Below are 14,897 nucleotides of genomic sequence, written 5' to 3'. Positions count from 1 at the left end.
CCGCGAAGGCGTCAGACGACGGGGAGCGGGCGCGAGGCGATCTCCCGCGCCTCGGCCGCGGGCACGCCGAACATGCGCAGGATCCCTGCTGCATGTGCCACCGCCGACGCCGGCGTCGCACGCTCCTGGAGGATCGCGCGGACGATGCCGAGCAGGGCGCCCCCGGAGGCGATGAGCGCCGCGCCCGGGTCCTCCACGTCGAAGCGACCGGCGTCCACCCCGCGCTGGAAGTCGCGGGCCGCGTACGGCCCGAGCACGCCGAACACGAGGTCGTGGCTCACCTCGAGCCGCACCATCAGCCAGCCGAGGCTCGGGTCGCTCACCGCCCGGGCGATCACCGCCCGGTGCGCGATCGCGACGACCTCGGCCGGGTCCTCGACGTCCGCGGTCGCGCGCTCGATCGACGCGGCGATCTCGGCCGCCGCGTCCTCCACCACCGCCGCGGCGATCGCGTCCTTGCTCTCGAAGTGGTTGTAGAAGGAGCCGAAGCCGACGTCGGCCTCTTCGGTGATCTCGTTGATCGAGGTCGAGTCGACGCTCTGCCGGGCGAACAGCGCCCGCGCCGCCTCGACGAGCTTGGCGCGCGTCTCGGCCTTCCGCCGTGCTCGGCGGGTCGGGGCGGGCGTGTCGGAGGCGGGTGCGATGGATCGAGGCTATCGCCGGGCTGCGATCGCCCTCAAGGTTGACGTCGTGATCACCTCGACGTGCGACGGTGATGTCTTCAGCACAGTTGATGAACTCATCAGCAATGTGTAGGCTCGGCCGGAGCGCGGGCTCGAAGCGGCCTGCGCCAGGTCACAGGAGGAGAGGGTCAGTTGCACGAACAGCGCTCGCGCGCCACCCGCCGGGCGTTCCTGGGCGGGACCGCCGCGACCGTCGCCATCGCGACGACCGGCGGAGCGGCCGCTGCGGCGAAACGGCGGCGGTACGTCGAGCGGCACCGCGTCGACGTCCACGCGCACAGCCTCGTCCCCGCGTACCGCGAGGCTCTGGCCGCCGCGGGGATCACCGCCTTCCACCGCATCCCGGTGCCCGACTGGTCCCCGCGCCTGGCGCTCGAGTTCATGGATCAGCACGACATCGCCATGCAGATGCTCTCGGTCTCCGACCCGGGCGTGTCCTTCATCGCCGATGACACCGCCGCCAACACCCTCGCCCGGCAGGTCAACGAGGAGGTCGCGGACGTGGTCCGGCAGCACCCGAAGCGGTTCGGGGCGTTCGGCGTCGTGAACCTCCGCGACGTGCAGGGGGCGACCGCCGAGGCGATCCACTGCCTGGACACGCTGAAGCTCGACGGCGTCGGGCTGCTGTCGAGCGCGGCCGGCCGCTACCTCGGCGATCCGGCGAACGCGCCGCTGCTCTCGGCGCTCGACGCGCGGAAGGCGTGGGTCATGGTGCACCCGACCTCGGTCGCCAACGGCGACAAGCCCAGCTACGCGGTGCCCGACTTCGTCGCCGAGTACCCCTTCGACACGACGCGGGCGATCGTCTCGCTGCTCTTCAACGGCGCGTTCACGCGCTGGCCGCGCATCCGCTGGCACTTCGCCCACGCCGGCGGCGCGATCACGATGATCCGCGCCCGCCTGGCCGTGCTGGCCGCCAACGCCAAGCCGTTCGGCCAGGCGCTCGGGCTGCCCGCCGGGAGCGCGAGCCTCACCGGGGCGTCGCCCGCCAGGTTGCTGGCCCGCCAGCGGTACGACACCGCGCTCGTCGCCGACGCGCCGGAGCTCGCGTCGATCGCCGCCCTGGCCGGCCCGGCGCAGCTGCTCTTCGGCAGCGACTGGCCGTTCGCCGCCCGCAGCTTCGACCCCGCCAGGCGCGATCCGGCACCCGCGCTCGGCGAGGTGTTCGACGACGACGAGCGACGGCGGATCGACCGCCGCAACGCCGTCCGCGAGTTCCCCCGCGTCGCACGCGCGGTCCCACGGTCCTGAACGCGGCCACCGGCCGCAGAGGAGAGAGAGGAGTCCCATGAGCAAGGGTCTGACGAGGCGCGGCGTCCTGCAGTCCGCGGCGGCCGCGACGGCCGGCATGGCCGTGGCGCGGGTGCCCGGCGCCGCCGCCCAGGAGACGCCGCCGGTGACGGCCCCCGCGCCGGTCGTGTCGCGCGGGCGCACGAAGATCGTCGTGCTCGGGTCGCTGGGCGGCCAGCAGATCACCCGGCTGGTCGGCGCGGATCGTCGGTGCGGGACGTCGGTCCTCATCGACGTCGCCGGCGAGGTGACCGTCCTCGACTGCGGCTGCGGGAGCACGCACCGGGTCGTCGAGGCCGGGTACGACCTGTCGCAGGTCCGCCGGGTGCTCATCACGCACTGCCACTTCGACCACGTGTCCGAGCTGGGCCAGACCGTCTACTACTCGTGGACCTCGGGCCGCAGCACGCGCGACGACGACCGGCGGATGGACGTGTACGGCCCGACCGGCATCGCCGACTACGAGCGCCACTTCGCGCGCGGCGTGCGGATCTCCCTCGACGACCAGCACGGCCCGCTGGCGCAGACGCCGCGCTTCGGCACGTTCGCGCGCTGGCACCAGTTCGCGCCGCCGCGCAAGTCGAAGGCCATCTACGACACCGACGAGGTCGAGGTGCACGCCATCCGCGTCAAGCACGGGGACGTCCCGTCGGTCGGCTACCGCATCAAGACCGCGGACGTCGACGTCGTCTTCAGCGGCGACCGCGGCTCCACCGGCGACCGCTTCGCCGAGTTCTGCATGGGCGCCGACGCGGTCTTCCACGAGATCGTCCACCGCGACATCGTGCTCGACCGCCTCCGCGCGCAGAAGGTCGCCAAGAAGTTCATCGAGCACGTCGTGGGCAACCACACCGACGCGCCCGGCGTCGCCCGCGTCGCGAACTCGGCCGGCGTCGGCACGGTCGTCCTCTACCACCTGACGCCGGGCAATCCGCTCATCACCGACGAGGCGTGGCAGGCGTACCTGAAGCCGCACTACGACGGTCGCGTCATCGTCTCGAAGGACCTGATGGTCGTCTGAGCCGGCCGGGTCCGGGGGCAGCTACGCGATGGGGCGCGGCCCACCCTCGGCATCGTCGACTCCACGCTGCGTCTCCGCGTGCGCGCGATCGATGGCGGCCTGCTCCCTGTCGGCGTCCTCTGCGTCGCTGGCCGCGATCAGCTTCGCCCAGCGGCGCTCCAACGCCGCGCCGGCGCGCTCATGGGCGGCCGCGTCGCGATGCAGCGCCGCGCGCTCGGCATCCCCGCGCTCCTTCCAGAACGCCGCGGACGTGTCATGGGTGACCGCGGCCCTGTCGTGCCGAGCGGCTGCGTCCAGATGGCGTCGAGGTGAACCGGCCACCCGGCGATCATGCCGGATCTCCTCCGCGAGGGCCACTGGGGGCCCCGGACCGCCCGGCTCGCTCAGCGCCGCCCTCGGCGGCCTGCCGCGGCGCGCTCGCGCGTCGCCTCAGCCTGCTTGCGCACGGCGCGGGCCTGGTTCCGCGCCTTGCGCCCGCGGGCGATCGCCTCGCGCATCGGGACGGAGCCGGCCGGCTCGCGATGCTCCCGCCCCATCGACTGGACCGTGAGGTCGACCAGGTCCTCGAGGTCGAGCTCGGCGACCACGCGCAGGACCTCCCGCGCCGTCTCCACCTCGCCGCAGTGGATGAGGTGCCTGAGCGCGCTCCAGTCACCCGTGGCCACCGCGTCCGCCACGACGGACGCCGCGACGAACTCCGTCGCCGTCAGGGTGAGGTCGTCGCCCATGGGACCGTAGTGCTCGGCCGGCACCGATCCGACACGCGATGCGGTAGGCGGGCCGCCAGGCCCGGGACGACGACCTCCCCGAGTGCGGCCGCTACCGCTCGGAGTTCGAACCGCCGTCGAAGTACGGGTCGCGGCTGCCGGACTTGGCGAGCCCGCGGCTGAGCATGTAGCCGACGGTGAGGATCCCGACGATCAGCCAGGTCTCGTCCGCCTGCAGGCGATCGTCGTGGCCGTCGCCCGCCTTGGTGAGCAGGCCGGCGATCAGCACGCCGGCCGTGGCGGCGATGTAGGCGTACAGCTCGCTCGTCTTGGACGAGTGCTTGGTCTCGGTCGACAGGCGGGCGGGCGTGCGACGGCCCGTAGGCGCATCGCGGTCGAAGCGGCTCTCGCGCGTCGAAGCGGCGCCGGTCGTGCCAGGCGTGGTAGCCATGATCAGGGTCCTTCCAGAGGAGTTCGGGACACGCCGGTGACGATGCCCCGCAGACCTGTCCATGCCCCTCTCAGGGCGGCCCGCTCACGCAACCGGCGAGCCGTGGGCCTACCCCGCAACCGGCCTGAGCGGACGACTTTGGCGCGTTCGCGGGCGTTGACGGATCGACGATCAGCGCTGTGACGCCGTTCTCGTCGGTCAACCACTACGGTCGTCGGGCGATGCCGACCCCGATCAGCCAGCTGTCTGAGTCCGAGCTCGCCGCCGGCGCCGGGCTCGCGCTGCTCGAAGTGCTGCGGCGAACGCATCTGAGCGGCGCTCACGACCTCAGCACCGTCGTCGCCGAGGAGGCGCGCTCCATCGGCGTCGCCGGCCTCGTGATCTACGTGGTCGACTACGAGCAGACGGTGCTCGTCCCCGTGCCGGGGCCGGGCGCCGACGACCGCGAGCCGCTGGCGATCGGCGGCACGGTCGGCGGCCGCTCCTACACCGGCGGGACGATCCTCGACACCCCGACGGAGACGGGCAGGCGTGTCTGGCTCCCGCTGCTCGACGGCACCGAGCGCCTGGGAGTGGTCGAGATGACCGTCGAGCAGCATCCCGACGAGCTGCCCGAACACGCCATCGCGCTCTTCGAGCGGTACGCGCACTTCGTCGCGAGCCTCATCGTCACCAAGGACCCGTACAGCGACGTCTTCGAGCTGCTGCGCCGCCGCGCGCCCATGACGACCGCCACCGAGCTGCTGCGGGAGCTGGTGCCGCCCTCGACCCTGGCGACCGACGACTTCGTCCTCTCCGCGATCCTCGAACCCGCCTACGACATCGGCGGCGACGCGTACGACTACGCGCTCAACCGCGACGTCCTCCACCTGGGCATCTTCGACGGCGTCGGGCACGGCCTCGCCGCCGCCGGCGTCACAACGTTCGCGCTCTCGGCCTACCGGCACGCGCGCCGCCTGGGCGACGACCTCCCGGCGACCTACCGGGCCATCGACACCGAGGTCGTCGAGCAGTACCCGAGCAGTCGCTACGTCACGGCCTGCCTGGCCCAGCTCGACGTCACGACCGGCCACCTGCGCTGGATCAGCGCCGGGCACCCCGCGCCGCTGCTGCTGCGCCGCGGCCGGTACGTCAAGGAGCTCGTGGCGCAGCCGTCGCCGCCGACGGGGCTCGGCTGGTCCGATCGGCCGGTCGCGGTCGGCGCGCAGTCCCTCGAACCCGGCGACATGATCCTCTTCTACACCGACGGCCTCACCGAGGCGCGCCGCCCCGACGGCCGGCTCTTCACCACCGAGCGTCTCGCCGAGTTCATCGAACGCCAGGCCAGCGGCGGCGAGGCCGCCCCCGAGACGCTGCGGCGCCTGCGCGAGGCGATCATCGAGCGCGGCGAGGGCAAGCTGCGCGACGACGCCACCGCGCTGCTCGTCGAGTGGCGCCGCGGCACCCAGGACCGCGTCCTGCCCGAGACGGTCCTCGACGGCTGACACGCCGAAGGGGCCGGACGCCATGCGTCTCCCCACGCCACGGTGCACAGAGCGGGGTCACCGCTCCCGAGAGGGCTCAGGCGCTGTACGGCGTCTTCGTGACGATCGAGAGCACCTCCCGGTCGGCGATGTCGGCGAGGCTGGCCGACGCCGCGGCGAACTCCGGGTCCTCGAACGCCGCCGCGAAGCCGCTGGGCACCGCGTTGGCGTCCTCGACCTCCCAGAGGTCGTGGACCTCGTGGAGGTCGCCGACGAGCGTCGACCACGCGCCGACGAGCCTCCAGCCGCCGCGGTCCTCCATCACGCGCTTGATCACGACCATCGCCTCGTTGAACTCGGCGAGCCTGCCGTACGCCCCGTGTTCAAGCCATTTTACGACACCTCGGGCGGTCTGTGGGGCACGATTTGGGACAGTCGCGCGCCGAAGCCTGGAGCGCTGCAATCGCCTGATCGACACCACCGGATCGCTCCTCCCGCCCCCGCCCGGGCGCGGCGAGGGGTCGCATGAGCCATCGCTCCACGCTCGCTCGCCTGGCGACCCTGCCGTGACGACCTCCCAGCCAGCACGGAGCGCCAAACACGTCACGATTTCTACCGGCGGCCGCCGATCGACCGAGATCCGGTCCGAAACCCGTGCAATGCCTACCACGCTATGAGCGCGTCACCTGCATTCGAGTGGTCTCACGGCCGGCGGGCACGTCGTCCGCCGGTGATCGAGCAGAAGGGGTCTCGCCATGGAGGGACGCGGGTCGCAGCGCAACCGGGACGACCGGGATCCGAGGACCCCTGCGCGACGCGCGTTCGGCGCCACGCTCGCGGCCGTCCTCTCGGCAGTCGCGGTCTTCGGGCTGACGCCGACAGCTGCCCCTGGCACCGGTGGACCGTCCAACCCGCAGCCCGCCGCGCCGACGCCGCAAGGCGCTGAGCTGCCTCCCGGAGCTCAGGAGCTTCCGGACGCGCGCACGGAGACCACTCGAACGTGGGCGCTCCCGAACGGGCAGGAGATCACCCGAACGTACGCCGGTCCGGTCAACTACCGCCGCAGCGGACGGTTCGAGCGCATCAACGGGGACCTCGTCCGCTCCTCTGCGCCCGGCGTCGCGTACCGCAACGAGGGCAACGCCTTCCGCGCCGACCTTCCCGACACCGCCGACCGCGGCGTTCGCGTGTCAGGTGGCGACGCCTGGGTGCAGTTCGGCCTGACCGCCGCTTCGGGTCGCGGCGTCAAGGTCACGGACGACACGGTGCGCTACGACGACGCGCTGCCCGGAGTCGACCTCGAGTACCAGGCGGTCAACACCGGCGTGAAGGAGACCCTGACGCTCGACAGTCCGCGCGCAACGGCATCGTTCGAATACCGCGTCTCGATGAGCGACGGGCTTCGCGCGCGCTCGACGGACGACGGCCGGATCGAGTTCCGTCGAGGCTCCGACACCCTCTTCCGTTTCGAGCCACCGTTCATCATCGATGCCGCCGGCCGCGTCGCCGGCGGCAGCGCGGCACCCGCCTACACGCTCTCGCGTCGCGGCGACGAGCTGACCGTCACCCTGGCCGTCGACCGCGCCTGGCTCAACGCGCCAGACCGGCAGTTCCCCGTCATGGTCGACCCCACCACGACCTACGTCAACGGGTGGTCGGTGATGAAGGGCACCACGCAGGAGACGTTCATCCGCAGCGACACGCCCGACACGCGATACGACGCGCTCACCTACCTGCGCATCGGCAAGGAGAGCGACTCACCCGAACGCCGCCACAACGCACTGCTCAAGTTCGACGTCGCGGGATCCGTCACCGCCGAGTCGATCGTGCTCGCCGCCGACCTCGGCCTCTACCTGCAAGGGCGCCTGAACACCTCCCAGGCGCCACTGCACGTCCACGAGCTCAACCGCGCCTGGACCACAGCTGCGACATGGAACCGCCCCGACGGCGCCGCGACCTGGACCGGCGGCTCGGTCGGCTCGTTCATCTCGGGCACCGTCGTGCCCACCTCCGGGTGGACGGTCTGGCGCGACCTCAAGCCGCTCGCCGAGAAGTGGGTGACCGGCGTGACGCCGAATCACGGCGTGATGATCGACGAGTGCTGCGCCACGCCGCTCAACCGCTACGACTTCGTCAAGAGCACCGGACAGGCGGACCGGATCCCGTACCTGCAGATCCGCTACGAGCACCGCAACGGCACGCTTCCGGGCTACACCTGGTGGACCTCGGATCGCGGCATCGTCGCCGGCGATCAGCCCGACATGCAGGCATCTCGCAACGCACCGCCGATCGCCGTCAACCTCGGCACCGGGAACCTGATGATCAACGAGTTCGACCGCCAGCCCGACGTGTCGGCACCGGACAACATGCCGCTCTCACGCGTGTTCAACAGCGTGTGGTGGGGCGCATGGAGCCACGGACGAAGCTGGACCAGCGACGTCAGCGGGGTTGACGTGACCCTCAATGCGTACCCCGATGGGGCGCTCGGGTTCCGCGGGCCGACCAGCTCCGTCATCCGCTTCCCGCTCCGGCCGGACGGCACCTACGGCAAGGCCGAGCAGGCGGACGCGACGGTCCGCGCCGCCGGCGGCGAGTACATCGTGACGTTCACCGAGACGAACGAGCAGTTCGTCTTCCCAGGGACCGGCCGGGTGCTCTCGCGGTACATCGACGGCACCGGACGCGAGACCACGTGGAACTACACCACCGACGCCGACAACCGCGCGATCGAGGGCACCGCAGTCGATCCCTCCGGCCGCTGGACGAAGTGGTTCTTCGAGTACAGCGCAGGCCACCGACGCACCGAGCGGATCGAGACCGAGGACGGCAAGGTCTACAGCTACGGCTACAACGCGCAGGACAGCCTGACGACGTACACCGCACCCGACGGCAAGATCACGCGCTACGAGTACGTCGAGCCCTACGCCAACGGCGGCGAGCGCTGGCTGACGAAGATCACCCGGCCTGACGGCAGCGAGATCCGGTTCTCCTACACGTCGTTCAACGCCTCACGCGCCGTGGCCTCCTACACCACGCGAGCGCCGGGCGCGACCGTCGATGGCCCGACCACGCGCTTCGCCTACACCCAGCTGACCCCGAGCACGGGCAAGACCGCGGTCACAGCGCCCGACGGCAAGGTCACCGAGCACTTCTGGAACCACAACCGCGAGATCACCCACACCGTCAGCGGCACCAACCCGCCGACGGTCACGCTCGGCGGCACCTTGACGACGACTGCGACCCTCGCGGACGACGGCACGTCCACCTATCCGCTGACACTCAGCGCGCCCGCCGGAACCAAGAGCCTCGAGGTGCTGGTCGACGACGAGCGCGAGGACTTCGTCGAGCAGACCTGCACCACATGCGTCCTGACCCGGACGTGGACGATGGACCCGCAGGAGTTCGCTCCCGGGGCCCGCACCGTGAAGGTCATCGCCACGAGCTTCGCCGGAAGCACACGCACACAGACCCTGCGTCCGGTCGTCGCCGGCTCCACCGCGTCCATCGCCCCGAGCGAGCAGATCGATTCCGACGAGACCGTCGAGATCCCGGCTCCCACACGCGCGTGGCAGGATCTCGCACCCCGCAGCTACAACGCGACGGCCCTGACCGCGGCGAAGAGCACCGGCGCCAGCGCGACAATCGCTCAAGCGACCGGAACGCCGACCCGCACCGTGCTGTGGAACAACCTCGAAGGCCTCGGCCTCATGAGCACGAGCGTCCCGCCCGACCCGACCGGCGCGATCGGCGAGGGCAGCTACGTCCAGATGGTCAACAACCGGATCGGGCTCTACAACCGGTCGACAATGGCGCTGATCAGCCAGCGCCATCTCTCGAGCTTCACCGGCCTCGACGACGTCTACGACCCGCAGGTCACGTGGGACCCCGAGTCCCGCCGGTTCTTCTACGCAGCCGCCGCCACACCCGACGGCGACCGCCAGCGCAACAACACCATCGTGTTCGGCTGGTCGCGCACCGCGTCGCCGAGCGGGCTCCTGCGCGACAACTGGTGCACGCTCCGGATGCGCGGCGCGACGCGACTCCAAGACGACTACCCCAAGCTCGCGGTCAGCCGCAACCACATCATCATCGGCAGCAACGTCTTCGACCAGGGCGACCCGGGCACCGAGACCGACGACGCCTACGCGTTCTCGCGGCTGCTGGTGACCGCCAAGCCACGGAGCGGCGAGACGACCTGCCCCACGCAACGGCAACGCCGGATGGCCCGCTTCAACCGCCTCGCCACACCCGCCCCGCGCGCGTGGACCCCGGTCCCGGTCATCAACGCCACGGCAGGCTCGCGCGGCGGATACGTCATCGCCGCTGAGAACGACATCAACGGCCAGACCGGCGCCGCCGGAACCAGGCTCTTCAGCTGGCGCGTCCTCGGCACCCGCAGCAAGCCGTACCTGCGCAACCGCGTCGCGCGGGTGACGAACGTCCCCCAGTTCTCGGTGCCGCCCGACGTCCCCCAGAACGACTCCATCCCGGTCAGCACGCTCGACAGCCGCCTCTACCAGGCCGTCGGTGTGCGCAACGCCGACACCGGCCAGTACCAGATCTGGACGCAGCACACCATCGCCTCGCCGGCCGACGGAACGCCCCGCAGAAGCGTCGCCCGCTGGTACCAGTTCGCCCCACCGCCCGGGACCGGAGCAGGCGGGACCCTCCAGGTCGGAACCGTCGACAGCAGCCAAGTCGAAGGCGGCGGCACGAACACGTTCGTCTTCAACGGCGCCGTCAGCCCCGACCGCACCGGCCGCAGCGCCGCCATCCACTACAACGTCGCTCGTGCCGACCTGGCCGTGCAGATCCACGCCCGCTCCCGGCGCTCCACCGACCTCGCGAACACCATGCTCGGAAGCCAGATCATCGTGGAGACCTCGCGTCTGAACGAGACCGGCGGCTTCGTCTCGCTCGATCAACGAGGTTGCAGGCCGCGAGGCGGCGTCTGCCGCTGGGGCGACTACGCGGCGGCGACACCAGATCCGAGCAACGACGGCGTCATCTGGGGTACCAACATGTACGTGGGCACCAACGCCGACATCCCCTACGATCGCTTCGACCCCCCGGTCACGGGCGTGCCTCTCGCCAGGCGGTACCGCACGCACAACTTCGCGCTGCAGCCATCGCCATGACACGTCGCCCCGCCATCGCGCTCGTCGCCGTCGCCACGCTCGCTCCCGCGATCGCCGTCGCGGGAACGCGCGGCGGGCCGACGCCCGACGCGCCACGGGCGACCCTGAGCGTCGCGACGTTCCTCGGCCCGTTCAACTGCGACCCCCCGACGACGACGCGATCGCGCCTCCCCCGCTGCACGTACCGCACCGTCGCGGCCACCGTCATGGTTCACCGGGCCGATGACGGACGGCGCGTGCTGAAGCTCAGCACCGGTGCCGATGGCCGAGCGATTCCGTCCCTCCCGGCCGGCACGTACAAGGTGAGCACCGGCCCCCGCCCGCACGGCGTCCGTCGAGCCGAACCCCCACCGCCTCGGCAGGTCACGCTCGCCCCGGGCGCCCGGTTCGACGTCATCCTGGACTTCGACACCGGGGACCTCTGACCTGAAACCGCCATCGCCTGAGGAACGAGGAGATGGCCCCACCGGATCTCGCGCTGAGCGCCTAGACCCCGTCGCCGCGAAGCGAACCCTGGTCTTGCCCCAAATCCGTTCGAGGCTCGGCCCGCTCGATCACGCGGATCACACCTGCGACCCCCTCACGGGTCAGGTGTGTGCCGCAGCCGCTCACCGTGAGCACTGCGCGAATTGCTGCGGGATGCGCAGTGCCGCCCCGGTGAGCGAGTTCGGGCGCAGCCATGAGGTGCCACGTCTCGGGCGGCAGATCGCAGTCGACGTCCGTCTCGAGCAACGCCCGTCGCCGCTCGCCGAGGCCGGCGCGAATCGCTCCGACCCACAGCTCACCGACGACCGGGAACGGCATCGCCAGCTCGTGCCCGTCGATCAACGCCGAGAACTCCGCCTGCCGTCCGCGGCCCCAGTGGACCGCGGAGAAGGCGTCGGTGTCGATCGCGAGCGCCCCGGCCGGAACCTCGTGCGGGAGCACTAGCCGAGTTCGGCGATGGCGGCCATGAACGCGTCGCGCTCCTCGTCGGACGCCTCGGCGTCGTAGAGACGGGCAACGTCCACGGGACCCGCCACGCCCTGGCGCTCGGCCAGCTCCGCAAGGGTCGGCCGGGCGTGGAAGGCCGCGTTCGCCTCCGCGAGCGCGGACGGAACGCCCACTTCGGGTGCGCCCGGCGACCGCAGCCGACGAACGAAGTCCGCGTCGAGCCGCACCTCGTCGCCGTCGCTCGAACGGCGTAGGACGACTGTGCGGTATCGCTCTCCGACGCCGATACTCGCGGCCAGGCCGATGAGCGTCTGCGCCACCCGCGGATCCGCGTCCTCATCCCCTGCGTGCAGCAGCGCGTCCAAGGCGACCGACGCGCGGCCGTTCGCGGTGAGCGTGAGCTGTCGATCTTCGACTCCGGCCACCCCTAGCTCGGCCGCGATCGACGAGTGCACGAGGATCGCCGTCGTCAGGACGTGCTGCACGGCCGCGTCGAGCGACGCGAGGAGGCGGACGACATCCGCCGCCGGCAGCGTGCCTGCGACCTCCGGGTCGCCGTCGAGGGTGACCGAGAACTCCATCGCCCTCCAGTGTCGCGCACGAACCGCCATCTGCGCCACCGTCACGCCGCCGTCCGCGCGAGGAACGCGTCGAGCAGGCCGACCGCCTCGTTCTCGTTGCCCGACATCAGGTGGCCGTACAGGTCGAACGTGACCATCACGCTCGCGTGTCCCATGTAGACCGACATCGCCTTCGCGTTGATGTTCGCCGCGATCATGATCGACGCGAAGGTGTGGCGGCACTCGTGCAGCGTGATCCGCGTCAGGCCCGCCGCCTTCCACGCGCGATTCGCGCGCAGGTTGATCGTCCGCGGAATGAACGGCGAGGTGGCCGACCGCCCGTAGACCAGGCCCTCGGACCACGCGCACGCGAGGCGCTGCGCCAGCAGCTCGGAGCGGAGGAGCCCGACGAGCGGGACACTCCGACGGCCCGCGCGCGACTTTGGCTCGACCGGGCCCTCGCGGTCGTCCCACGTCCGCCGGACGTGGATCAGCCCGCGGTCGAAGTCGACGTCCTCCCACCGCAGCGCCCGCAGCTCCCCCATCCGCAGGCCCGAGTACAGCGCCGCCGCCCACAACGCGCGGTCGTGCTCCAGGGCGTCGAGGAGCTGGCGCGCCTCCTCCGGCGACGCGATCCGGTCGCGCCGGCCCCGGACCGCCGGCAGCTCCAGCCCTCGCGTGGGGTTCACCGACACCTCGCCGCGCGCGACCGCGCGGCGGAAGATCGCGCGCACCGGCAGCAGCGTGTTGCGGATGGTCGACGGGTTGTGCCCGTCCTCCAGCAGCCGGTCGACGAGCGCCTGCAGGTCGCCGCGGCGGAGGTCCGTCAGCAAGGTCGCGCCGAGGTCGGGCAGCACGCGGATGCGAAGGGCCTGCTCGTACCCACGCAGCACGCTCGGCTTGTAGACGTCACCGGAGCGGTTGCGGACCGCGCCGGCCTTGGCACCCTTCAGCCAGGCGGCTGCCGCGTCGCTCAGGGTCGAGCTCTTCGCCGCGGTGATCTCCCCGCGGCGGAGCGAGGACTGTGCGTCCGCCCGCCACGCCTTCGCCTCGGCCTTGCTCGCGAACGTCTTGCGCAGCCGCCGCTTCTCACGCCGGTCGTAGACCTCGGCGCGGAACTGCGGGGTGCAGGAGCACCGACCGCCGGCGCGGCTCGCGCACGTCCGCGCGTGACGCTCTTCGATGCCCGTGACCCGGGCCGGCTTCGTGCTCTTCGTGGTCTTGCGAGTGGGCATGCCGTTCCTCTTGGACGAGCGATGGTCACTCGCCCTCAGGCGCGGCGCCGAGCCTCCACGGCAAGAGCTGCGTTCTCCTCGAGCCACTTCTCCAACACGCGCACGGGGATCAACCTCCGGCGTCCGCGGCGGACGATGCGCAGCTCGGGCATCACGTGCTCTTCCAGGAAGTCGACGCTGACACCGAGGGCGTCAGCCGCCTCGCTCTTCGAGAGCGCGAGACGACCGAACGCGGCGCCGACATGAGCACCCTGGTCTTCGAACGCGGGACGCGTGGCGGCCATGCCATCTACGTCGCGCGACACCTCAACCACCCCACCCGTCTCCACCAGCGCGGGGAGGGTGTGGGGCAGTTGTGGGGCAGTCCTCGCCCCGCTCAGGCGGTCTTGGGCGGCTTCCACCGGCACAAGACCAACCTGCGAGCACAGCCCAGCAGCGTGCGAGAAAGTCCGATGGCTGCTGGGGATCACTGTGCTGAGGCGGAGGGGGAGGGATTCGAACCCTCGGTAGCGGGGTTACCGCTACAACGGTTTTCGAGACCGCCCCGTTCAACCACTCCGGCACCCCTCCGCGGGATCCCTGCGGGACGGCGAGGGAGGATAGCGGCGCCGCGTGCTCCCCCGCCGCCCGCGCCGCTACTTCGCCGTCGCGATCTTGGGGGAGCCGGAGGTCTTCTGGGTCGCCGTGGTGATCTTGCCGTCCTTGCCCTTCATCGCGAGCACGACCTCCTTGTCGTCCGTCTCGTCCATGACGACGTAAATCGTGCCCGTCTCGGTGACGGCGTCGGACGTGGCGGCCTTCTTCGCGACGAGGCCCTGGCCGGTCATGGAGGTCACGATCGTGTCGACGGCGGGGAACTTCTTGTCGGCGACCACCGAGACGGCCATCTGCGCCGCGCTCTGGAGCGCCGCCTCGGCCTGCTCGGCCTGCTGGGAGCGCGCCTGGTCGTCCTGCAGCTTCTCGACGCCCGTCTTCACCTTCGGGTCGAAGTACACGACGACCGACGCGGACTGGTCGCTGGACTGGGCGATGCAGAGGTCGGGCTTGCCGTCGAGCTCGTGCGAGAGCGTCGCGGTCGTCTCCTTGCCCTTGTCCGGCCACGTGATCAGCGTCGCCGCGTACCAGTCGGTGTCCGGGTTGGGCAGCTCGGACGCCTTCGCGAGCTTCGCGTAGTCGACCGTGCACGAGACCTGACCGGCCTTCTTGCCCGTCCCCGACGCGCTCTTGTCGGTGCGCTTGAGCGTGACCTGGTCGCCCTTCACCGTCACGCTCATGCCGGACGCCTTGTCGGACGCGGTGTGCTCGTCCCCGCCCCCGCAGGCAGAGAGCGCGAGAGCAGCGGCAGCGACGGCGGCGGACAGGGGCACGGAGGTGAGACGGCGGGAAGGCATCCCACCACCGTGACATGTCGCGACC

16 protein-coding genes and 1 tRNA gene are annotated in these 14,897 nt (G+C 71.4%); 6 read left to right on the top strand and 11 right to left on the bottom strand.

From position 1 onward, the window contains the following. Positions 1-11: 11 nt before the first annotated feature. Complete coding sequence (locus AC1UE5_RS22585; RefSeq protein ID WP_482927838.1) at positions 12-434, bottom strand: hypothetical protein; 423 nt, start codon at positions 432-434, stop codon at positions 12-14. A gap of 82 nt (positions 435-516) precedes the next feature. Between AC1UE5_RS22585 and AC1UE5_RS22580 the strand changes: the two genes are divergently transcribed. From AC1UE5_RS22580 to AC1UE5_RS22570, 3 genes are read left to right on the top strand one after another with little or no spacing between them, the layout of a single operon-like run. After that, complete coding sequence (locus tag AC1UE5_RS22580) at positions 517-756, top strand: hypothetical protein (protein WP_482927836.1); 240 nt, start codon at positions 517-519, stop codon at positions 754-756. Positions 757-815: 59 nt separating this feature from the next. Then, positions 816-1,934 carry an amidohydrolase family protein gene (locus tag AC1UE5_RS22575; protein WP_482927834.1) on the top strand — a complete coding sequence of 373 codons (1,119 nt, stop codon included), beginning with the start codon at positions 816-818 and terminating at the stop codon, positions 1,932-1,934. Between the two features lie 37 nt (positions 1,935-1,971). Next, positions 1,972-2,994 carry an MBL fold metallo-hydrolase gene (locus AC1UE5_RS22570; protein WP_482927832.1) on the top strand — a complete coding sequence of 341 codons (1,023 nt, stop codon included), beginning with the start codon at positions 1,972-1,974 and terminating at the stop codon, positions 2,992-2,994. A 21-nt stretch (positions 2,995-3,015) separates the two neighbouring features. Here the strand turns inward: AC1UE5_RS22570 and AC1UE5_RS22565 are convergent, their stop codons facing one another. The 3 genes from AC1UE5_RS22565 to AC1UE5_RS22555 all read right to left on the bottom strand — a co-directional run bounded on the left by AC1UE5_RS22565 (position 3,016) and on the right by AC1UE5_RS22555 (position 4,152). Continuing rightward, positions 3,016-3,351 carry a hypothetical protein gene (locus tag AC1UE5_RS22565; RefSeq protein ID WP_482927830.1) on the bottom strand — a complete coding sequence of 112 codons (336 nt, stop codon included), beginning with the start codon at positions 3,349-3,351 and terminating at the stop codon, positions 3,016-3,018. Between the two features lie 26 nt (positions 3,352-3,377). Continuing rightward, positions 3,378-3,722, bottom strand: a complete 345-nt coding sequence (locus AC1UE5_RS22560) for a hypothetical protein (protein WP_482927828.1) — start codon at positions 3,720-3,722, stop codon at positions 3,378-3,380. A 91-nt stretch (positions 3,723-3,813) separates the two neighbouring features. Further along, positions 3,814-4,152: a hypothetical protein gene (locus AC1UE5_RS22555; protein WP_482927826.1), complete on the bottom strand. Its 339-nt coding sequence runs from the start codon at positions 4,150-4,152 to the stop codon at positions 3,814-3,816. A 221-nt stretch (positions 4,153-4,373) separates the two neighbouring features. Here AC1UE5_RS22555 and AC1UE5_RS22550 point away from each other — a divergent pair, with 221 nt between their 5' ends. Further along, on the top strand, positions 4,374-5,636 hold the full coding sequence (locus AC1UE5_RS22550) for a PP2C family protein-serine/threonine phosphatase (RefSeq protein WP_482927824.1): 1,263 nt from the start codon (positions 4,374-4,376) through the stop codon (positions 5,634-5,636). Positions 5,637-5,712: 76 nt separating this feature from the next. On the opposite strand, the gene AC1UE5_RS22545 is transcribed toward AC1UE5_RS22550, so the two are convergent. Beyond that, positions 5,713-5,958: an NIPSNAP family protein gene (locus AC1UE5_RS22545; protein WP_482927822.1), complete on the bottom strand. Its 246-nt coding sequence runs from the start codon at positions 5,956-5,958 to the stop codon at positions 5,713-5,715. A gap of 412 nt (positions 5,959-6,370) precedes the next feature. Between AC1UE5_RS22545 and AC1UE5_RS22540 the strand changes: the two genes are divergently transcribed. Continuing rightward, entirely contained in the window at positions 6,371-10,753 is a 4,383-nt protein-coding gene (locus tag AC1UE5_RS22540) for a DNRLRE domain-containing protein (RefSeq protein ID WP_482927820.1), read from the top strand. Next, the gene (locus AC1UE5_RS22535) at positions 10,750-11,178 is read left to right on the top strand and encodes a hypothetical protein (RefSeq protein WP_482927818.1); all 429 of its coding nucleotides are present in this window, start codon (positions 10,750-10,752) and stop codon (positions 11,176-11,178) included. Before AC1UE5_RS22540 ends, AC1UE5_RS22535 begins: the two co-directional genes overlap by 4 nt. A 61-nt stretch (positions 11,179-11,239) precedes the next feature. Here the strand turns inward: AC1UE5_RS22535 and AC1UE5_RS22530 are convergent, their stop codons facing one another. From AC1UE5_RS22530 to AC1UE5_RS22505, 6 genes are all read right to left on the bottom strand, one after another. Beyond that, positions 11,240-11,680: a PIN domain-containing protein gene (locus AC1UE5_RS22530; protein ID WP_482927816.1), complete on the bottom strand. Its 441-nt coding sequence runs from the start codon at positions 11,678-11,680 to the stop codon at positions 11,240-11,242. After that, the gene (locus AC1UE5_RS22525; RefSeq protein ID WP_482927814.1) at positions 11,680-12,312 is read right to left on the bottom strand and encodes a hypothetical protein; all 633 of its coding nucleotides are present in this window, start codon (positions 12,310-12,312) and stop codon (positions 11,680-11,682) included. The genes AC1UE5_RS22530 and AC1UE5_RS22525 overlap by 1 nt, the downstream gene beginning before the upstream one ends. Then, positions 12,309-13,481 (bottom strand): tyrosine-type recombinase/integrase, encoded by a 1,173-nt coding sequence (locus AC1UE5_RS22520; RefSeq protein WP_482927812.1) that lies wholly within the window; start codon positions 13,479-13,481, stop codon positions 12,309-12,311. The genes AC1UE5_RS22525 and AC1UE5_RS22520 overlap by 4 nt, the downstream gene beginning before the upstream one ends. Positions 13,482-13,516: 35 nt before the next feature. Continuing rightward, positions 13,517-13,888, bottom strand: coding sequence for a hypothetical protein (locus AC1UE5_RS22515; RefSeq protein WP_482927810.1), 372 nt, complete (start codon positions 13,886-13,888; stop codon positions 13,517-13,519). Positions 13,889-13,961: 73 nt separating this feature from the next. Further along, positions 13,962-14,051 (bottom strand) — tRNA-Ser (locus AC1UE5_RS22510). A 65-nt stretch (positions 14,052-14,116) separates the two neighbouring features. Continuing rightward, on the bottom strand, positions 14,117-14,872 hold the full coding sequence (locus AC1UE5_RS22505) for a hypothetical protein (RefSeq protein ID WP_482927808.1): 756 nt from the start codon (positions 14,870-14,872) through the stop codon (positions 14,117-14,119). Positions 14,873-14,897: the final 25 nt, after the last annotated feature.

The organism is Parviterribacter multiflagellatus, assembly GCF_056863265.1.
This window is presented reverse-complemented; position numbering and strand designations above follow the sequence as displayed.